The organism is Neisseria weaveri (genome assembly GCF_900638685.1).
Lineage (GTDB): Bacteria > Pseudomonadota > Gammaproteobacteria > Burkholderiales > Neisseriaceae > Neisseria > Neisseria weaveri.
Genome location: NZ_LR134533.1, coordinates 915,523 through 934,541, shown reverse-complemented (window position 1 = coordinate 934,541; position 19,019 = coordinate 915,523). Strand labels below are relative to the sequence as shown.

Here is a 19,019-nt window from a genome sequence, read left to right as displayed (position 1 = left end):
TGGATACCTTAGCAGTCAGTTTGTTTAATAACAATTTAAATAAAGAGAATGTTATGCAGCTTCATATCCTTAATAATCCCAAAGACGCGCCTTTGGCGGCGGATGCCGAATTTTTAAAGCAGTCCCTGTTTGATTTGCTGCGGCAAGAGGCGTCGCCGCTGGTGTTGGAAACCGTTCAGGCCTTGTCGGAAGCTGCGGATTGCGGCGCGGTAATCGAAAATGTTTTGCCTAAGTTGGACGAGCAGCAGATTCACGATTTGACTTTGGCTTGCGGTATGTTTGCCCAGATTTTGAATATTGCGGAAGACGTGCATCACGAACGCCGCCGCCAAATTCACGAAAGTGCCGGCAGTCAGGCTGCGGAGGGCAGTTTGGCCGATACCGTACGCAAATTGCGTGCCAACCGAATCGATGCCGAAACGGTGCAGAAACAGCTGTCGGAACTGCATGTGGCAGCGGTGTTGACTGCCCATCCGACTCAGGTGCAACGTCAGGCGGCGTTGAATTTCCATCGCCGTATCCGCTTTTTGTTGCCCAAGCGCGAATGCTGCAACAGCGCCGATGCGTTGGGCGAGCTGCAAAATGAAATTGATGCGGCGCTGCTGTCACTGTGGCAGATGAGCGAAACGCGCCACTATAAAATGACGGTGAAAGACGAAATCAACAACGGTGTGTCGATTTTTCCGTTGAGTTTTTTCCAAGCCTTACCCAAGTTTTACCGCAATATGGAAAAGGTTTTTCAGACGGCCTGGCCTGAAATCGAAATTCCCGACGTTTTACAGATTGGCGGTTGGATTGGCGGCGACCGTGACGGTAATCCGTTTGTATCGGCGGAAACGCTGCGCCATGCGTTTACCCGTCATGCGGACACGGTTTTCCATTATTACCGCCGCCAGTTGGGCGAACTGTATCAGGATCTGCCTTTGTCGGTGCGCCGCGTTAAAGTGAGTGATGGTGTATTGGCTTTGTCGGCATTGTCTCCGGATACCGATATTGCGCGCTCGGAAGAGCCTTACCGCAGGGCGGTGGCTTATATTATGGCGCGTTTGATCGGTAAGGCGCATGAGTTGGGCCTGACTTTGGGCTGCCGTTTCGGCACGCTGCAGCCTTATCCCGATGCGGAGGCATTTCTCTGTGATTTGAAAGTGTTGCAGCAGTCGTTGATGGACAACGGCAGCGCGTTGTTGGCTAACGGCAGACTGGCCGACATTATCCGAACCGCTTCGGTATTCGGTTTTTATATGATGCCTTTGGATTTGCGCCAGCATGGCGGAAAGCATGCCGATGTGGTTGCCGAGCTGTTTGAACAGGCCGGTCTGGAAGATTATGCGGCGTTGGACGAGGCGGGCAAGCAGGCGGTGTTGCTGCGAGAGCTGAACAACAACCGTCCTTTGTGCAACCCCTATCTGCAATACAGCGAGCAAACCCGTCAAGAATTGGATATTTTCTGCGAAGCGCGCAAAATCAAAGATGAATTGGGCGAACAAGCCATTACGCAAAGCATTATTTCCAATGCTGAAAATGCCAGCGACCTACTGGCTTTGGCCTTGTTGCTGAAAGAATGCGGTTTGTTGAAAGTTTCAGACGGCAAGCCGTTCAGCCGTATGAATATCGTGCCATTGTTTGAAACGATTGAAGCTTTGGAAAACGCGTGCAGCGTGATGGAAACCATGTTTAGCCTGCCGTGGTACCGCGAATTGCTGCAAAGCCGCGGCAATATGCAGGAAATCATGCTTGGTTATTCCGACAGCAATAAAGACGGCGGTTATGTGAGCAGTTCGTGGGGGCTGTATCAGGCCGAACAGGAATTGGTAGAACTTTTCAGACGGCATGGCATCAGAATGCGTTTGTTTCATGGTCGCGGCGGCAGTGTCGGTCGCGGCGGCGGCCCGTCTTATCAGGCGATTTTGGCTCAACCCGCAGGCAGTGTGGCCGGGCAAATCCGCATTACCGAACAGGGGGAAGTCATTACCGCCAAGTATGCCGATGCCGGCAATGCGCAGCGCAATTTGGAAACGTTGGTGGCTGCAACGCTGGAAGCCAGTCTGCTGCCGACGCACCAAGATCCCGACAGCGAATTGATGCAGGCTTTGTCGGACAGCGCGTTCAAGCATTATCGGGCGTTGATCACTTACGATGGTTTTATTGATTATTTCCTACAAACCAGTCCGATTCAGGAAATTGCCACGCTGAATCTCGGCAGCCGTCCCGCCAGCCGTAAAACATTGGCGCGAATTCAGGATTTGCGCGCCATTCCGTGGGTGTTTTCATGGACGCAAAACCGCCTGATGCTGCCTGCTTGGTATAGTTTCGGCAGTGCGGTGGAAGAGTTGTGTAAAGCCGATTCAGGCCGTCTGAAATCTTTGCAGCAACATGCGCAGAATAATCCGTTCTTCCAAGCCATGCTCTCAAATATGGAGCAAGTCATGGCGAAAACCGACCTGACTTTGGCGGAGAGTTATGCAGGCTTGAGCAGCAATCCCGAAGAGGCAGCTGAAATTTTCAGCATGATTAAGGCCGAATACTTGCGCAGCCGCAAAGCTTTACTGGATATTCTGCAAACCCGGGAGCTGTTGAGCGACAACCGCAGCTTGGCGCGTTCTTTGGCATTGCGTATGCCTTATCTGAATGCGTTGAACAGTTTGCAGGTGGCCTTACTGAAACGCTTGCGTAAAGATCCCGAAAATCCGCATCTGCTGCAGGTGGTTCATCTCACTATCAACGGTGTGGCACAAGGTTTGCGTAATACCGGCTAATATCTAAGACACGGGTTTGAGTTTGAGGCCGTCTGAATTTTCAGACGGCCTTTGGTTTGATTTATATTAAATCAGGGATAAAAGAGGTTTCCCTGCAGATGAAAGTTATAGATAATAAGCATCTCGGGCAGGCTTGTTGATAACGGGCGGCTAAAACAGTAAGGATGCTTTTCATGAACCCACATAGCGATATTATTATTGTCGGCGCAGGTCCGGCAGGTTTGAGTTTTGCGGCAGGTTTGGCCGGCAGCGGTTTGAGCGTGACCATGATTGAGAAGCAGCCTTTGGATGTGCTGCAAGAGCCGCCTTATGACGGTCGCGAGATTGCGCTTACCCATTTTTCCAGAGAAATTCTGCAACGGGCAGGTATTTGGCAGCATATTCCCGAAAATGAAATTTATCCTTTACGCGATGCCAAAGTGGCAGACGGTCATTCTTCCTATTATCTGCATTTCCCCCAACCGACCCAAGCCAGAGGTGCGCCGGCGGATTGTTTGGGCTTTTTGATTTCCAACCACAATATCCGTAAAGCGGCTTATCAAGCCGTATCTGTTTTGGATAATGTACGTATTCTCAACGGTGTCGGTGTGAAAACCGTCCACACTTCCGCGCAGGAAGCGCAGGTGGTGTTGGATAACGGCGAAACGCTGACCGCACGCCTGTTGATTGCCGCCGACAGCCGTTTTTCGCAAACACGCCGCCAGCTCGGCATTGCCAGCGATATGCATGATTACAGCCGGACTATGTTTGTATGCAGAATGAAGCATACCGTTTCCAACCAACATACTGCTTACGAATGTTTCCATTACGGCCGCACCATTGCTTTGCTGCCTTTGGAAGAATACCTTACCAACACGGTTTTGACAGTTGACAGCGATCAGGCTGCAAGCATTCAGAATATGAAGCCTGAAGAACTGGCCGAGAGCGTGAAAAAACAATTAAACGGCCGTTTGGGCGATATGGAACTGGTCAGCACGGTTCATACTTATCCTTTGGTCGGTATGTTGGCCGAACGCTTTTACGGCACACGTTGCGCCTTATTGGGTGATGCGGCGGTTGGCATGCACCCTGTAACCGCACACGGCTTCAATTTGGGTTTGTCGGGCGCCGACATTTTGGCCAAGTTGATTATCGAAGCGGTCAAATGCCAAGAGGATATCGGTTCGCAAACCTTATTGGCACAATACAGTCATAAACATATGCTGCACGCCAAACCGCTTTATTTGGGAACCAATATGATATTGAAACTGTTTACCAACGAAGCCCCGCCGGCGAAGTTGCTGCGCGGTTTGGTATTGCGTGCCAGCAATAATCTGCCGCCGTTGAAAAAACTGATTACCCGCCAGCTTACCGGCTGATTAAGAAATAGTTTTTATTCGGGCAGGCCGTCTGAAATTTCAGACGGCCTGCTTTAAATTATCAAACAAATAATGGATTGAACATTCAGACGGAACGGGTTCGACAAAGGCCGTCTGAAAAATATTAAGGATACCGAATCATGGCCTCAAGAAAAGCGATATTAAATTGGTGTGATGAAATATTGCAGACTCACACTTTCAAAGATTATGCCCCCAACGGCCTGCAAGTAGAGGGTAGGGAAGACACAGAACACATCGTTACGGCCGTTACCGCAAGCCGCGCCGCCATTCATTATGCTGTCGAACAGCAGGCAGATATGCTTTTGGTACATCACGGTATGTTTTGGAAAAGTGAACCGTTAACCGTTACCGGCTGGAAAAAGGAACGCATTGCCGCCCTGTTGAAGCACGATATCAATATGGCCGGTTATCATCTTCCTTTGGACGCCCATCCCGAATTGGGAAACAACGCACAGCTGGCGGCAATCATGGGCTGGAAAACCGAATATTGCTGCGGCGAGCAGAATTTGTTGAATATAGGCGTGCCGGTAGAACCGATTACCTTGGCTGGATTGGGAAAAAAATTATCCGAAACCTTGCAACGCAAGCCGGTTGTCATCGGCAGTGCCGATAAGCCCGTTAAACGCATCGCATGGTGTACCGGCGGTGCGCAAGGATTTTTTCAGACGGCCTCGGATGAAGGAGTAGATGTGTATGTCACCGGAGAAATTTCGGAAGCACAATTCCACCTGGCGCAGGAAACCGGAACGGCATTTATCAGCGCCGGGCATCATGCAACCGAACGTTACGGCATTCAGGCATTGGGAAAAGAGATTGCACAAAAATTTGATGTGAAAGTGGATTTTTTCGACGAGCAAAACCCTGCTTAAGGTCAAAAAATGTCGCAAAACTTTACCTTATTTTAAATAATGCTTTAAGTATCCCTATAAAATCAGGTAGAATTACAGAGTTTAATGGCTCGGTATTCCCAATAGTTAGGATGACTGAATAATGGATAATCAAGAAATCAATCAAGGCCGCCGTCGTTTCTTGACGTTGGCGACCGCGGGTGCAGGCGGTGTGGCCGCTTTAGGCGTAGCAACCCCGTTTTTAGCCAGCTTTTTCCCTTCGGAAAAAGCCAAAGCCGCCGGTGCTGCCGTTGAAGTTGACGTCAGCAAAATCGAAGCCGGTCAGCTGATGACCGTAGAATGGCAGGGCAAACCGATTTGGGTGCTGAACCGTACGGAGCAGCAGCAAAAAGATTTGGCAAGTTTGGACGGTAAAATGGCCGACCCGAACTCCGAAGTGGAGCAGCAGCCGGAATACTGTAAGAATCCTTTGCGCTCGATTAAGCCGAACATCTTTATCGCCATCGGTATCTGTACACACTTGGGTTGTTCGCCGACTTACCGTCCCGACGTAGCGCCTGCCGATTTGGGTTCCGATTGGAAAGGCGGTTTCTTCTGCCCTTGCCACGGTTCCAAATTTGACTTGGCCGGCCGCGTATTCGCAGGTGTTCCGGCTCCGACCAACCTGATCATTCCTCCTTATAAATACTTGTCCGATACTACCGTTCTGGTAGGCGACGACAAATAAAGGGACTTATCATGGCAAACCAAACCAATAATGAAAACAAATCATTGTTAGGCTGGGTAGACGCACGTTTCCCTTTGTCTAAAATGATGAAAGAGCACGTAACCGAGTATTACGCGCCCAAAAACTTCAACTTCTGGTATTTCTTCGGCTCGTTAGCCATGCTGGTGTTGGTGATTCAAATCGTCAGCGGTATTTTCCTGACCATGAACTACAAACCAGACGGTAACTTGAATTCATACCACTTGCCTGCCGCGTTTACCGCTGTCGAATACATTATGCGCGACGTATCCGGTGGTTGGATTATCCGTTATATGCACTCTACCGGTGCGTCTATGTTCTTCGTAGTGGTGTACCTGCATATGTTCCGCGGCCTGATTTACGGTTCTTTCAAAAAGCCGCGCGAATTGGTATGGGTATTCGGATCATTGATTTTCTTGGCTTTGATGGCCGAAGCATTCATGGGCTACCTGTTGCCGTGGGGTCAAATGTCGTTCTGGGGCGCGCAGGTAATTATTAACCTATTTGCCGCCATTCCCGTAATCGGTCCGGATTTGTCTACTTGGATTCGAGGCGACTTCAACGTATCCGACGTTACCTTGAACCGTTTCTTCGCTCTGCACGTTATTGCCGTACCTTTGGTATTGGTAGGCTTGGTTGTAGCACACCTGATTGCTTTGCATGAAGTAGGTTCCAACAACCCTGACGGCGTTGAAATCAAAAAACTGAAAGACGAAAACGGTATTCCTTTGGACGGTATTCCATTCCATCCTTACTACACCGTGAAAGACATCTTGGGTGTGGTGGTATTCCTGATCGTATTCTGTGCCATTATGTTCTTCGCACCTGAAGGTGGCGGTTACTTCTTGGAAAAACCAAACTTTGATGCTGCCAACCCATTGAAGACACCTGCGCACATTGCACCGGTATGGTATTTCACACCGTTCTATGCGATTTTGCGTGCTATTCCCTCATTCTTCGGTACACAGGTTTGGGGTGTAATCGGTATGGGTGCTGCTGTGGTATTGATTGCCTTGCTGCCGTGGCTTGACCGTTCGCCTGTAAAATCTATCCGTTACCGCGGCCCGATTTTTAAAACCATGTTGGTATTGTTCATCATTTCCTTCATCGGTTTGGGTATTTTGGGTGCTTTGGTTGCGACCGATACCCGTACGATCGTAGCCCGTATCCTGTCCGTTATTTACTTTGCATTCTTCCTGGGTATGCCGTTCTACACCAAACTGGATAAAAACAAACCGGTTCCCGAGCGTGTAACCATGAGTACCGGCAAACAAAAACTGATGTTCTTTGTTTATGTTGCCATTACCGTTGTGGGTGCATATCTGTTTGCAACCAATATTTAATGAGGGCAGCGAAAATGAAAAAAGCACTGAAAAACTGGTTTGCTGCCTTATTGTTGGCAGCACCTTTGGGCATGGCCGTTGCAGCAGGCGGTCATGTAGAATATGAAAAAGTCGATATCGATCTCGGTGATCAAGTAAGCCTGCAGCGTGGTGCTCAGATTTTTACTAACTACTGCTTGTCTTGTCACTCTGCAACCGGTATGCGTTTCAACCGTTTGAAAGACATTGGTTTGACGGAAGATGAAATCAAGAAAAACCTAATGTTCACTACGGATAAAGTCGGCGATGTTATGCAGTCTGCAATGCATCCTAAAGACGGAGCGAAATGGTTTGGTGCGGAGCCGCCTGATTTAACTCTGATTGCCCGTTCGCGCGGTGCAGATTATCTCTATGCTTATCTGCGCGGTTTCTATAAAGATCCTACCCGTCCTACCGGTTGGAATAACACCGTGTTCGATAAAGTAGGTATGCCTCATCCTTTATGGGAACAGCAAGGTGTGAAAGCAGTTGAGTTAGACAGCAAAGGCCAACCTGTTTTAGTAGAAAACGAACACGGTGTAAAAGAGCCTAAGTTGTATTGGGAATCTACCGGTTTGCATAGCCGTCGTTTACCGAATGGTAAGGTTATCGAGAAAGAATATGATGACTATGTTCGCGATTTGGTAAATTATTTGGTTTATATGGGTGAACCGGCTCAATTGGAGCGTAAGCGTATCGGCTATTTGGTTATGATCTTCTTATTGGCCGTTATGTTGCCTCTGGCATACTTCCTGAAGAAAGAATATTGGAAAGATGTTCACTAAGCTTAGTTGAATGAAAAAGCAGAACTTTAAAAGTTCTGCTTTTTTTTTGGTTTTAAATCTATTTAAAACAATAGCTTGGATTGGTTTTGTGGATAAGTTTGAGACGTTCCGCTATAATCAGATTTTTTATAACTTCCTGTATTTGGACTGTTTCCCATTGATATAGGACGAATTTTTTAGGGGTGATGATTATGATGACTTTGTATTCGGGTATTACTTGCCCGTTCAGCCAGCGCTGCCGTTTCGTTTTATATGAAAAAGGTATGGATTTTGAAATTAAAGATGTGGATATTTTTAATAAGCCCGAAGATTTGGCCATTATGAATCCATATAATCAGGTTCCGGTACTGGTTGAGCGGGATTTGGTATTGCATGAATCCAATATTATTAATGAATACATTGACGAGCGTTTTCCCCATCCGCAATTGATGCCCGGTGATCCGGTAATGCGTGGTCGCGGTCGTTTGGTTTTGTTCCGCATGGAAAAAGAATTGTTCAGCCATGTGCAAGTATTGGAAAATCCTGAAGCAAGCAATAAAGATCAGGCTAAAGCGCGTGAAGCGATCGGTAATGGTTTGACTACTTTGGCACCGGCATTTGCAAAGAGCAAATATATTTTGGGCGAAGATTTCTCCATGATTGATGTAGCTTTGTCTCCGCTGTTGTGGCGCTTGGATTATTATGACATCAAATTGGGTAAGACTGCGGCACCGCTGTTTAAGTATGCAGAACGTATTTTCCAACGCGAAGCGTTTATTGAGGCTTTGACGCCTGCCGAAAAGGCAATGCGCCGTTAATGGCCGTCTGAAAATAAAAGGTTTCCGATATGACGACCAGTACCAAACCTTATTTGTTGCGTGCTTTGTATGAGTGGTGTATAGACAATGCGCAAACACCGCATATTGTTGCTTGGGTTAATGAACACACCCGCGTTCCCATGCAATATGTTCGTGATAATGAAATAGTTTTAAATATTGGGCCGACAGCCAGCCACAATTTGGTTATTGATAATGATTGGGTAAGCTTTTCGGCGCGGTTTGGTGGCGTAGCTCATGAGATTTGGATTCCTGTCGGGCATGTAACCGGTATTTTTGCTCGTGAAACGGGTGAGGGTATGGGATTTGAAATTGATATTTATGATCCGAGCGTGAAGTCCGATTGGGAAAAAGAAGTTGAAAGGCCGTCTGAAAAAACGGCGGAAACCGATGACGGCAAGCCTAAAAAGAAAATTTTGAAATTGGTTAAATAATCAAATCAGATGCCGCCTGTTTGGGCGGCATTTTTATGCCGGTAATCAGCCGGAGAAAATATGTTGTGCTGTAAAAATTATGGAATCCGGTAAATAGGAAGCGTTCATATTACTGATTGCTATGTGATGATGTGTCCGGATGGGGGCTTGGTCGTTGAAGTTTATGGATTGGAAGACGGCATAAATAACGGGCGCAAAGTTTTCAGGCTTTGCCAAGTTTTGGCTTTCAGTTGGGGTTGACGGAGTAAACGTGCCGGGTGGGGCAGGATAATGTGCCGGACACCGTTACAAAGCCGTTCGGGAATATCGGCTGATTGGGGCTGTTGGAAAATTTGGCCCAAAAATAATACGGCTTGTGCTTGTGAGGCGTTTAGTTCGGCTTGCAGTTGCGGCAGCGCTGCCGCAATTTGCTCTGCAGAGGGAGTCGGACAGAAATCGGTGGATTTGATCCAAGTGGTTTTATAGGTTTCTTCGGGAAGAATGCCGATGGCGGACAGCATATTTTTAAGAAGGACTCCGGCTTCTCCGCTAATCGGTTCGCCGTTAATGTTGTCTTCGGGGGCAGTGCAGATACTGACCACCATGATTTTGGCCGGTTTGATTTGGTCAATCAGGCTTTGGTTGAGCGGAGTAGGTGAAATATCGGGAACGGCAACCGGAGTGGCAGCGGTTTTTTCAGACGGCCTTTCGGTTTCGGTTGCAAATTGGGTTTTATGTATCCCCATTGCGGCCATGGCACTGATACGTGTGGCGGAAGAATGTTGCGGTATTTCGTGTCGAGATGGGGGAGTTGCTGAGGTTTCGCGGGCAGCAGTCAGCACGGTAGCGCCTTGTTGGAGCCACATCGGGCCCAGACCTAAGGCTTCGTGCAGGTGTAGATAGCGGCTGCTCAGCATATTTTCTCCATTAACACGGCATCTTCGTAGGTATGGTTTGGCAGGGCGTAATAGTTTTTACGGACGGCATAAGCTTGGAATCCGTATTTTTTATAGAGTTCTTGTGCCGGGGTATTGCCGGCACGGACTTCTAAAAACAATCGGGCTATTTTATGTTCAGCCGAATCGGCCAGCCAGCGTTCCAATAATTGCGAGGCAAAGCCCATCCGGCGGTATTGTGGCGCAGTGGCGATTAAATGCAGTTCCGATTCGTCGGGAATGGTTTGCCAGACAATAAAGCCGGCGGCTTGTTGTTGGTATTCTCCGATTAAAACAGTGTCGAAGCGGTTATTCAAGGCCGTCTGAAATTGTGCGGCAGACCAAGGCGAAGGGTTGCTTTGCCGGTCTATTTCCGCCAGTAAGGAGCAGTCTGTTTCGATAGCCGGTCTGATTATCATGAGCCTGATTTCCGTTCCGCCTGTTCTTTGGCGGTTAAGGCAATTTTATCGCGCACGTAAAGCAATTCCGCTTCGCCTGCCGAAGTTGCAGGATAACGGCCGGTGCGGGCAAGATTCAGGTAATCGGCAGCCGTGGGCATATCGGGTATGCCGTCAAACGGCGGTTTGTCGGACAAGGCAAAAGCATTGCCGACGCCTTGCATGGTGTCTGTTGTATGCGGAGCTTGGATAGAGGCGGCACTGCCGACCTGATAAGGGCTGAGGCGGGTGTGGTTCACGGTATCCAGCCAAGCGTAAAATACTTCTCCCATGCGGGCGTCGGTTGCGGCTAAAATACAGCGCCCCTGCTGTTGGTAGGCGACGGCGTCCAAGCTGGGGATGCCGATTAAAGGCAAGTCGGCCGGTGCGGCCAAGCCTTGTGCGACTCCGATACCGATACGTAATCCCGTGAATGCGCCGGGACCTTGCGAATAAACGATGCACCCCAAGTCTTTTACACGTATTCCGGCTTCTGCCAATAAATTTTGGATTTGAGGCAGAATGAAATCGGATTGTTTGGTGCCGACGTTTTGATGGTATTGCAGGATTTGCCCGCTTGCCGACAAGGCCAAAGACAAAAATGTGGTGCTGGTGTCGATGGCCAATACGGGTTGGGAGAAGTCTGGTTGTTTCATAAGTATGTGTTCAGTTTTTTCAGACGGCATTATAACATTGACTGTGTTTGTTTCGGTCGTTTGGATGGGTGGTGTAGACATGGTTGCGCAAAGTGATGGCAAATTGTATGTAGGGCGTTTTGCGCCTAGCCCGACGGGCTTGCTGCATATCGGCTCGCTGCTGACGGCGCTGGCGTCTTACGCCGATGCGAAAGCCAATGGCGGCCGTTGGTTGGTGCGCATGGAGGATTTGGATCCGCCGCGGGAAATGCCCGGTGCGGCAGATGATATTCTGCGCACATTGGAGGCTTTCGGTTTTGAATGGGACGGCGAAGTGGTATACCAAAGCCGCCGCCATCATTTATACCGCGAGGCTTTAGATTATCTCAAAAATGCGGCTGCAGACGATACGGGCGGATTGAAACGGGTGTATCCGTGTTATTGCAGCAGGAAAGACTGGCAGGCGGCGGCAACGGCGGGAGTGGACGGTTTTGTGTACGGGGGGCATTGTGCCGCTGCCGGTTTTATTCCGCCCGTTGAGGCCAAAACACCGGCTTGGCGTTTGCGTGTGCCCGATGAAGAAATCGGTTTTGAAGATAAGGTGGTCGGCCATTATGCACAACGGCTGGCGCGTGATATCGGCGATTTTGTGTTGTTGCGTGCAGACGGTTTCTGGGCGTATCAGTTGGCTGTGGTGGTGGACGATGCGCAACAGGGGATTACCCATATTGTGCGCGGTCAGGATTTGCTGGTATCGACTCCGCGCCAGATTTGGCTGCAACGTTGTTTGGGTTATGAGGCGCCGGTTTATGCGCATTTACCGTTGTTGGTTAACCGTTTGGGGCAAAAATGGTCGAAGCAGACTTTGGCGCCTGCTTTGGATTTGGGCGACAAAGTGCGTTTGTTGCGCCAAGTAATGGGATATTTGGGTATTCCCGCAGCTCCGCCGACAGATAGGGTTGCCGATTTATTGGATTGGTCGGTGCGCCATTGGGATTGGCGGCAGGTTTTGCCCGAACCGATTTGTACGGAGTAAATGGACAGGCCGTCTGAAAATTTCAGACGGCCTTTTATAGCAAAGATAAAACGGATATGGCGGTTTACTTCTTTTTTTTCGCCCGAGGGTGGGTTTGGTCGTATACCTGTGCCAGATGGTCGAAATCCAGTTTGGTATAAATTTGCGTGGACGACAGATTGCTGTGGCCGAGCAGTTCTTGAACGGCACGTATGTCGCGTGCGGACTGAAGCAGGTGGCTGGCATAGCTGTGGCGCATCATGTGCGGAGAAAGATGCTGCGGACTTTCCCGGCGAACCGCCCAGTCGCGCAGGCGGTGTTGGATTTGCCGCTGGCTGAGACGTTTGCCGTTCCGGTTGGTGAACAGGGCGGTTTCGTTGCCGTGTTGGCAGCGTTGCGGCAGATAGCGCTGCACGGCCTCAATGCTTTTTTTAACCAACGGAACATGGCGTTCTTTATTGCCTTTACCGCTTACTTTTATCCAGCCTTCCTGAAGGGAGATGTCGGTTAAGTCCAGCTGGTGTATTTCGCTTAGGCGCAAACCGCTGCCGTACATAAGTTCAAAGATAGCTTGGTCGCGCAGGGCGAGCGTTTCGTCATTGTCGGCAGCGAGACTGCCGGCATCGAGCAGACGGTTTAAGGTTTCCTGTTCGACGGCTTTGGGCAGGCGTTGGGGCGGTTTGGGCGGCTTGAGGTTTTCGCAGGGGTTGCAATCCAGCAGTTGGTGTTTGACCTGCCATTGGCCATATTGCCGCCATGCGGAAAGTTTGCGGGCCATGCTGCGCGGGTGGCTGTTTCGCTGCGACAATTTTTTGAGTGCGGCGACAAAGTGAAGGCGGCGCAGCGGTTCGTCCGATTCTGTTTCGGGCAGAAGTGTTTTCAGCTGGTTCAGGTCGCGGCGGTATGCGGCGACGGTATGCGCGGATTTTCCTTGCCGGTTTAATGTATTTAGGAAGGTTTCCACATGGTCGAAAAAGGAAGATTGCATGGCAGGCCGTCTGAAAAATAAGCGGTTTGCAGTTCCTGCGGGGGAGTCTGAAATTCAGACGGCCTGAAGCAGGGCGAGGAAAGTTTCGGGTATTTTACAGACTTTTTGATTTTGGTAGTGGAAGCAGGCCATGCCTGTTTCTGCGGTGGCAATGGTTTTGCCGTCGCTGTTTCGGATGAGCCGGTAAGTGATGGCAAAGCGGCTGCGTCCTTTGGCAAATGCGGACAGGTGGACGGAAAGTATGTCGCCGTGGCGGGCTTGGGCGGTGTATTGCAGGGCGGCATCGGTCATGATGATGCCGGTTTGGCTGCCGATATCGAGTTCGGTCAGATTGTGTTGTGCCAGCCAGCGTATTCTGGCTTCGTGGCACAAACGCAAAACAGCGTCGTTGGCCAGGTGGTTGCCGTAGTTGATGTCGCCGATTTGGACGGTTATTTCTGCGGCAAATAAAGGAGGAAGACGGTTTTCTGGATTCATGACGGTGTTTCCGATAAGGGGTTTTCGGTCGGCTCGGATGGCGTGAAACGCTGTTGCGAACCGGTGTGGCAATAGGCCGTCTGAAAATTCAGACGGCCTATATGATTTCAGACGGCATAGTCTTTTTGCAGCGACGGACAATGCTGCAGTGCAGTCAGTGCCGTGTCGATGATGGCGGGTGCGGCACTTTGCAGGTCGAATCGGGCAGGATTGATCAGCCAGATTTGGGTGAGACCGGTGCATACGGATTTCAGGTAAATGCTGGCTAGGTTGACATCGAGATTTTGCGGCAGTTTTTCTTGCGATATGCACAAGACGATGGCTTTGGTCATTTGTTCGTGCCACATCATATTGTATTTGCTCATCAGCTCGACAATGGCCTTGTTCTGCTCGATATGCTCGCATTTCAAATGCAGGATACTGATGAATCTGCGGTGCGTTTCGTTGGTTTCGAGCCGTTCGTACAGATTCAGCAGGGTTTGGCGGAGGTTTTCCCACATATTGGGCGAGGCGTTTTCAATGTCTGCCCTCATACGGCCGGAAAAGTCGTTGAAAATGTGTTGGAACAGGGCGTCGAATAAATCTTCTTTGTTTTTGAAATGCCAATACAGCGCGCCGCGCGTTACGCCTGCGGCTTGCGCGATTTCGTTCAAGGATGCCCGCGCTACGCCTTTCGTATAGAAAGTGTCGAGCGCGGCAAGCATGAGATATTCTCTGGTTTTTAAGGCTTCTGCTTTGGTTTTTCTCATTTTTTTCGGTATCGGGTAGGGTTTGTTGTCGTAGAAATAATGCCGTTGATTATAAGAAAGAACTTTGATACATGCAAGTATGTATGTATAATACCGAAACATTATATTCTGCCGTTTTTCCGCCGGAATTTTGTGCCTGCTTTTTAGCATACGGTGCAGACAGTGGCCGGGAAAGGCGTCGTTTTGATATTTGGGAATGAAAAATGAAGAGCTATCCTCAGTGGTATAAAGTTGCGGCAGTAGCCGTGGCGACATCTTTGGCTTTGTCTGCATGCGGTAAAGGAGAAAGCGGCGGTGCGGCGGGTGCAAAGCATGGCGGCGGTGCTGCCGGTGGACAAGCGCCTGCGCCTGTGGTGGGCGTGGTGACCGTACAGGCGCAGCCGGTGGCGTTGAGTGTTGAATTACCCGGCCGTTTGGAGCCGGTGCGTTCGGCTGAAGTGCGTCCGCAAGTGGGCGGTATCATCAAACGCCGTCTGTTTCAAGAAGGAACTTATGTCCGTGCCGGCCAGCCGCTGTATCAAATTGATGATGCAACTTATGCCGCCGGTTTGGAAAGCGCTTATGCGCAACTGGCCGGCGCGGAAGCGGCTCTGGCCAAAGCCAATGCAGACTTGAGCCGTTATAAGCCTTTGGTAGAAGCCGATGCCATCAGCCGTCAGGAATATGATGCGGCGGTGGCGGCGAAATTATCTGCCCAAGCAAGCGTTAAGGCTGCTGCGGCTGCGGTGAAATCGTCGCGCATTAACCTGAATTATTCGCGTGTAACCGCGCCGATTTCCGGTTTTATCGGTCAATCGTTTGTCTCGGAAGGGACGCTGGTTAATCCGGGTGCGGCAGTGAAGTTGGCCACTATTCAGCAAACCGACCCGATGTATATCAATATTACTCAGTCTGCGACGGAAATTATGCAGCTGCGTCAAGATATTGCCGACGGTAAGCTGCAGCCGGTCAACGGCGGTATCGAAGTTGCGATTATGCTGGAAAACGGCAAAGAATATGCACATAAAGGCCGTCTGCTGTATGCGGATCCGACTGTGGACGAAGCCACCGGACAAGTGAAGCTGCGTGTGGCCATTCCGAATCCCGACAACATTTTGCTACCGGGTTTGTATGTGCGCGCGAAGATGTCGCAAGCCGGCATGGCTGAAGCTTTTGTTGTACCGCAGCAGGCGGTAACGCGCGGTCAGCAGGATACTGTTTTGATTGTGAATGCCGAAGGCGGCATGGAGCCGCGCGTGGTCACGGTTGTTCAGCAGCAGGGCAGCAATTGGATTATTTCAGACGGCCTCAAAGACGGGGATAAAGTGATTGTTGACGGTGTGTCTATTGCGGGCATGATGGGCGCGAAGAAAGTGACGCCGAAAGAGTGGACGCCGCCGGTGCAGGCAGAGGCTGCCGGTCAGTCGGAAGCTGCGGTCGCTGATAAACCGGAAGATGTTCAGACGGCCTCTCAAGCCGCTTCCGAACCTGCTCAGGCTCAGTAAGGAACACACATGGCTAAATTTTTTATTGACCGCCCGATTTTTGCATGGGTGATTTCCATATTCATCATATTGGCCGGTATTTTCGGTATCAAGAATTTACCGGTTTCGCAATATCCTTCTGTCGGCGCGCCGACTATTACGTTGAGTGCCGTTTATCCGGGTGCATCGGCGCAGGTGATGGAAGACAGCGTATTGTCGGTTATCGAACGCAATATGAACGGTGTCGAAGGTTTGGATTATATGAGTACCAATGCGACATCAAGCGGCGGCGGTACGGTTAGTCTGACTTTTTCTCCTGATACCGATGAAAATCTGGCGCAGGTGGAAGTGCAGAACAAGCTGTCGGAAGTGACGGCGTTGCTGCCTGCGGCGGTTCAGCAAAACGGTGTGACCGTAGCCAAATCGCGATCCAACTTCCTGATGGTATTGATGATGTCGTCCGATACCATGACAACCGAAGATATTGCCGACTATGTCGAGCGTAACATCAAGCCGGAAATCCAGCGTGTGGAAGGCGTGGGCGAAGCACGTTTGTTCGGTTCGCAGCGTGCTATGCGTATTTGGGTCGACCCGAAAAAACTGCAAAACTACAATTTGTCTTTTGCAGATGTTTCCTCTGCCATATCTTCGCAAAATATCCAGATTTCGGCGGGTTCGCTCGGTGCTTTGCCTAATGTTCAGGGGCAGACTATCTCTGCAACCATCACGGCTCAAGGCCAGCTGAGTACGCCCGAAGAATTCGGCAGCATTATTCTGCGTTCGACTGCGGGCGGAGCCAATGTGTATTTGAAAGATGTGGCGCGGATTGAGTTGGGCAGCCAGAGTTATGCGGCGTCTACACGTTTGAACGGCAAGCCTGCCGTCGGTATGGCGGTGATGTTGTCAAACAGCGGTAATGCGATGGCGACCGCTCAAGCGGTGCGCGACAAAATGGCGCATTTGGAGCGTTTCTTTCCGCACGATATGAAATGGTCGGCACCTTACGATACTTCCAAATTCGTTTCCATTTCGATTGAGAAGGTAGTGCATACTTTGCTGGAAGCCGTGTTGCTGGTGTTTGTCGTGATGTATCTGTTTCTGCAAAACTTCCGTTATACGCTGATTCCGACCATTGTCGTGCCGATTTCCCTGTTGGGTGCGTTTGCGGCTATTTGGTATTTGGGCATGTCGATTAACGTCTTGACTATGTTTGCAATGGTGTTGGTGATCGGTATTGTGGTCGATGATGCCATTGTGGTGGTGGAAAACGTCGAGCGGATTATGTCGGAAGAAGGCTTGCCGCCCGTTCAGGCAACCAAAAAAGCCATGGGGCAGATTTCCGGCGCGGTAATCGGTATTACGGCAGTTTTGATTTCTGTGTTTGTGCCGCTGGCTATGTTTACCGGTGCGACCGGTAAGATTTATTACCAGTTTGCAGTCACCATGGCGATTGCGATTGCTTTCTCGGCTTTCTTGGCTTTATCGCTGACCCCCGCTTTGTGTGCGACTTTGTTGAAGCCGGTTCCCAAAGGCCATCATGTCGAGAAAAAAGGTTTCTTCGGTTGGTTTAACCGAAAATTTTCAGACGGCACACATAAGTATGAAGGTTGGGTGGCCAAATTCCTGCGTAAGTCCGCTCGTGTTATGGCTGTGTATGTATTGTTGGGCGGCGTGGCGGCATTGCTGTTTGTCCGTATCCCGACTTCTTTCCTGCCGAGCGAAGACCAAGGCAGCCTGATGATGATGGTTCAGCTGCCGGCCGGGGCAACCAAAGAACGCACCGATGCGACTTTGGCAACCGCCAATCAGATTATTACCTTCATGCCTGAAGTGGAAAGTTTTATCGGCGTATCCGGTTTCAGTTTCGCCGGTTCGGGTCAGAATATGGGTTTCGGTTTTGTAACCTTGAAAGACTGGAGCGAACGTCCGGGACACGGCAGTTCTGCGGCGGCAGTGGCCGGTAAGCTGACCGGCGCGTTAATGATGAATGTCCGCGACGGGTTTGCATTGGTCATTAATCCGCCTGCAATTATGGAATTGGGTACCAGCTCGGGTTTCGAGATGTATCTGCAAGACCGCAACAGCAGGGGACATGCCGCTTTATTGGCAAAACGCAATGAGTTGGTGCAGAAAATGCGTACCAATCCGATGTTTGATGCTTCCAAAGTCCGCGCTTCGGGTTTGGAAGATGCACCGCAGCTGAAAATCGATATTAACCGTGAAGCCGCCGCCGCTCAAGGTATCAGCTTGGCAAGCGTGCGTTCGGTACTGGCGACGGCACTGGGTTCTTCGTATGTTAACGATTTTCCGAACCAAGGCCGTCTGCAGCGGGTGATTGTGCAGGCAGAGGCCTCGGCGCGTATGCAGCCGTCTGATATTTTGATGCTGACCGTGCCGAACAGCCAGGGTGTGGCCGTGCCGTTGTCTGCGATTGCTACGGTGGCGTGGGAACACGGTATGGAGCAGAGCATTCGTTTCAACGGCTATAAAGCGATGAAAATCGAAGGTGCGGCGGCAAGCGGTTATTCTTCGGGCGAAGTTATGGCCGAAGTGCAGCGCATGGTGGACGAGCTTGAAGGCGGTTACAGTTTGGAATGGGCGGGACAATCGCGCGAACAGGCCAAAGGCAGCGCGCAAGATATGTTGCTGTACGGCTTGGCTATTTTGGCTGTGTTCCTGGTGTTGGCTGCTTTGTATGAGAGCTGGTCTATTCCGCTGGCTGTGATTCTGGTGGTGCCGTTGGGTTTCTTGGGTATTGTGATGGGCGTAAACCTGAGGAATATGATCGGCGGTTTCTTCGGTGCGCCTCCGTCTTATCTGAACGACATTTACTTTAAAGTAGGCTTGATTACCGTTATCGGTTTGAGTGCGAAAAACGCCATTTTGATTATCGAGTTTGCCAAAGATTTGCAGGCTCAAGGCAAAGGTTTGCTGGAATCGGCATTGGAAGCGGCGCATTTGCGTTTCCGCCCGATTATCATGACCTCTTTTGCGTTTATCTTGGGCGTAGTGCCGCTTTATCTGGCTTCGGGTGCAAGCTCCGCCAGCCAACGTGCAATCGGTACGACCGTATTGTGGGGCATGTTGATTGGCACGTTATTGTCGGTGTTTTTCGTGCCGGTTTTCTATGTTGTGGTGCGGAAACTGTTTAAAGGCAAACAGCCTTCCAAACCTCTGCCGGAAATTCAGACGGCCTTACCCGAGAGCAAGGATTAAAT

General features: G+C 50.2%; 17 protein-coding genes. 11 read left to right on the top strand and 6 right to left on the bottom strand.

Going from position 1 to position 19,019, the window contains the following annotated elements; genetic code table 11:
* Window positions 1-53: 53 nt before the first annotated feature.
* The 8 genes from ppc to EL309_RS04530 all read left to right on the top strand — a co-directional run bounded on the left by ppc (window position 54) and on the right by EL309_RS04530 (window position 9,123).
* Entirely contained in the window at window positions 54-2,756 is a 2,703-nt protein-coding gene (gene ppc / locus EL309_RS04565) for a phosphoenolpyruvate carboxylase (RefSeq protein WP_040669664.1), read from the top strand.
* 173 nt (window positions 2,757-2,929) lie between these two features.
* Window positions 2,930-4,114: a 5-demethoxyubiquinol-8 5-hydroxylase UbiM gene (gene ubiM / locus EL309_RS04560; protein ID WP_004283134.1), complete on the top strand. Its 1,185-nt coding sequence runs from the start codon at window positions 2,930-2,932 to the stop codon at window positions 4,112-4,114.
* Window positions 4,115-4,254: 140 nt separating this feature from the next.
* Window positions 4,255-5,004 (top strand): Nif3-like dinuclear metal center hexameric protein, encoded by a 750-nt coding sequence (locus tag EL309_RS04555; RefSeq protein ID WP_036494719.1) that lies wholly within the window; start codon window positions 4,255-4,257, stop codon window positions 5,002-5,004.
* A gap of 121 nt (window positions 5,005-5,125) precedes the next feature.
* Complete coding sequence (gene petA, locus EL309_RS04550; protein ID WP_004283131.1) at window positions 5,126-5,710, top strand: ubiquinol-cytochrome c reductase iron-sulfur subunit; 585 nt, start codon at window positions 5,126-5,128, stop codon at window positions 5,708-5,710.
* An 11-nt stretch (window positions 5,711-5,721) separates the two neighbouring features.
* The gene (locus tag EL309_RS04545; protein ID WP_004283129.1) at window positions 5,722-7,071 is read left to right on the top strand and encodes a cytochrome b; all 1,350 of its coding nucleotides are present in this window, start codon (window positions 5,722-5,724) and stop codon (window positions 7,069-7,071) included.
* Window positions 7,072-7,085: 14 nt separating this feature from the next.
* A complete protein-coding gene (locus EL309_RS04540; RefSeq protein ID WP_004283127.1) occupies window positions 7,086-7,874 on the top strand; it encodes a cytochrome c1 in 789 nt (262 codons plus the stop codon).
* A 191-nt stretch (window positions 7,875-8,065) separates the two neighbouring features.
* Entirely contained in the window at window positions 8,066-8,671 is a 606-nt protein-coding gene (locus tag EL309_RS04535) for a glutathione S-transferase N-terminal domain-containing protein (RefSeq protein WP_036494742.1), read from the top strand.
* 29 nt (window positions 8,672-8,700) lie between these two features.
* Complete coding sequence (locus EL309_RS04530) at window positions 8,701-9,123, top strand: ClpXP protease specificity-enhancing factor (protein ID WP_004283123.1); 423 nt, start codon at window positions 8,701-8,703, stop codon at window positions 9,121-9,123.
* A gap of 161 nt (window positions 9,124-9,284) precedes the next feature.
* On the opposite strand, the gene EL309_RS04525 is transcribed toward EL309_RS04530, so the two are convergent.
* From EL309_RS04525 to tsaB, 3 genes are read right to left on the bottom strand one after another with little or no spacing between them, the layout of a single operon-like run.
* Entirely contained in the window at window positions 9,285-10,019 is a 735-nt protein-coding gene (locus tag EL309_RS04525) for a uracil-DNA glycosylase family protein (RefSeq protein ID WP_231987916.1), read from the bottom strand.
* The gene (gene rimI, locus EL309_RS04520) at window positions 10,013-10,456 is read right to left on the bottom strand and encodes a ribosomal protein S18-alanine N-acetyltransferase (protein WP_004285990.1); all 444 of its coding nucleotides are present in this window, start codon (window positions 10,454-10,456) and stop codon (window positions 10,013-10,015) included. The genes EL309_RS04525 and rimI overlap by 7 nt, the downstream gene beginning before the upstream one ends.
* On the bottom strand, window positions 10,453-11,130 hold the full coding sequence (tsaB, locus tag EL309_RS04515; protein WP_004285992.1) for a tRNA (adenosine(37)-N6)-threonylcarbamoyltransferase complex dimerization subunit type 1 TsaB: 678 nt from the start codon (window positions 11,128-11,130) through the stop codon (window positions 10,453-10,455). Before tsaB ends, rimI begins: the two co-directional genes overlap by 4 nt.
* Before the next feature lie 103 nt (window positions 11,131-11,233).
* Between tsaB and gluQRS the strand changes: the two genes are divergently transcribed.
* The gene (gene gluQRS, locus EL309_RS04510) at window positions 11,234-12,145 is read left to right on the top strand and encodes a tRNA glutamyl-Q(34) synthetase GluQRS (RefSeq protein WP_036494744.1); all 912 of its coding nucleotides are present in this window, start codon (window positions 11,234-11,236) and stop codon (window positions 12,143-12,145) included.
* A gap of 64 nt (window positions 12,146-12,209) precedes the next feature.
* Here the strand turns inward: gluQRS and EL309_RS04505 are convergent, their stop codons facing one another.
* The 3 genes from EL309_RS04505 to mtrR form a co-directional block, all read right to left on the bottom strand.
* Window positions 12,210-13,112, bottom strand: a complete 903-nt coding sequence (locus tag EL309_RS04505) for a tyrosine-type recombinase/integrase (protein ID WP_004283113.1) — start codon at window positions 13,110-13,112, stop codon at window positions 12,210-12,212.
* A gap of 54 nt (window positions 13,113-13,166) precedes the next feature.
* Entirely contained in the window at window positions 13,167-13,589 is a 423-nt protein-coding gene (locus EL309_RS04500; RefSeq protein ID WP_004285994.1) for an acyl-CoA thioesterase, read from the bottom strand.
* Between the two features lie 107 nt (window positions 13,590-13,696).
* Window positions 13,697-14,338, bottom strand: coding sequence for a multidrug efflux system transcriptional repressor MtrR (gene mtrR, locus EL309_RS04495; RefSeq protein ID WP_004285995.1), 642 nt, complete (start codon window positions 14,336-14,338; stop codon window positions 13,697-13,699).
* A gap of 203 nt (window positions 14,339-14,541) precedes the next feature.
* Between mtrR and EL309_RS04490 the strand changes: the two genes are divergently transcribed.
* Window positions 14,542-15,822 carry an efflux RND transporter periplasmic adaptor subunit gene (locus tag EL309_RS04490; RefSeq protein ID WP_004285997.1) on the top strand — a complete coding sequence of 427 codons (1,281 nt, stop codon included), beginning with the start codon at window positions 14,542-14,544 and terminating at the stop codon, window positions 15,820-15,822.
* A gap of 9 nt (window positions 15,823-15,831) precedes the next feature.
* Complete coding sequence (locus tag EL309_RS04485) at window positions 15,832-19,017, top strand: efflux RND transporter permease subunit (RefSeq protein ID WP_004283108.1); 3,186 nt, start codon at window positions 15,832-15,834, stop codon at window positions 19,015-19,017.
* Window positions 19,018-19,019: the final 2 nt, after the last annotated feature.

Bases quoted from the DNA above. Each gene is read 5' to 3' on its own strand.
- EL309_RS04525 (WP_231987916.1), bottom strand. From the start codon at position 10,019: ATGCTGAGCAGCCGCTATCTACACCTGCACGAAGCCTTAGGTCTGGGC.
- ppc (WP_040669664.1), top strand. From the start codon at position 54: ATGCAGCTTCATATCCTTAATAATCCCAAAGACGCGCCTTTGGCGGCG.
- ubiM (WP_004283134.1), top strand. From the start codon at position 2,930: ATGAACCCACATAGCGATATTATTATTGTCGGCGCAGGTCCGGCAGGT.
- EL309_RS04485 (WP_004283108.1), top strand. From the start codon at position 15,832: ATGGCTAAATTTTTTATTGACCGCCCGATTTTTGCATGGGTGATTTCC.
- EL309_RS04500 (WP_004285994.1), bottom strand. From the start codon at position 13,589: ATGAATCCAGAAAACCGTCTTCCTCCTTTATTTGCCGCAGAAATAACC.
- EL309_RS04545 (WP_004283129.1), top strand. From the start codon at position 5,722: ATGGCAAACCAAACCAATAATGAAAACAAATCATTGTTAGGCTGGGTA.
- EL309_RS04530 (WP_004283123.1), top strand. From the start codon at position 8,701: ATGACGACCAGTACCAAACCTTATTTGTTGCGTGCTTTGTATGAGTGG.
- mtrR (WP_004285995.1), bottom strand. From the start codon at position 14,338: ATGAGAAAAACCAAAGCAGAAGCCTTAAAAACCAGAGAATATCTCATG.
- EL309_RS04505 (WP_004283113.1), bottom strand. From the start codon at position 13,112: ATGCAATCTTCCTTTTTCGACCATGTGGAAACCTTCCTAAATACATTA.
- EL309_RS04540 (WP_004283127.1), top strand. From the start codon at position 7,086: ATGAAAAAAGCACTGAAAAACTGGTTTGCTGCCTTATTGTTGGCAGCA.
- rimI (WP_004285990.1), bottom strand. From the start codon at position 10,456: ATGATAATCAGACCGGCTATCGAAACAGACTGCTCCTTACTGGCGGAA.
- petA (WP_004283131.1), top strand. From the start codon at position 5,126: ATGGATAATCAAGAAATCAATCAAGGCCGCCGTCGTTTCTTGACGTTG.
- EL309_RS04535 (WP_036494742.1), top strand. From the start codon at position 8,066: ATGATGACTTTGTATTCGGGTATTACTTGCCCGTTCAGCCAGCGCTGC.
- EL309_RS04555 (WP_036494719.1), top strand. From the start codon at position 4,255: ATGGCCTCAAGAAAAGCGATATTAAATTGGTGTGATGAAATATTGCAG.
- tsaB (WP_004285992.1), bottom strand. From the start codon at position 11,130: ATGAAACAACCAGACTTCTCCCAACCCGTATTGGCCATCGACACCAGC.
- EL309_RS04490 (WP_004285997.1), top strand. From the start codon at position 14,542: ATGAAGAGCTATCCTCAGTGGTATAAAGTTGCGGCAGTAGCCGTGGCG.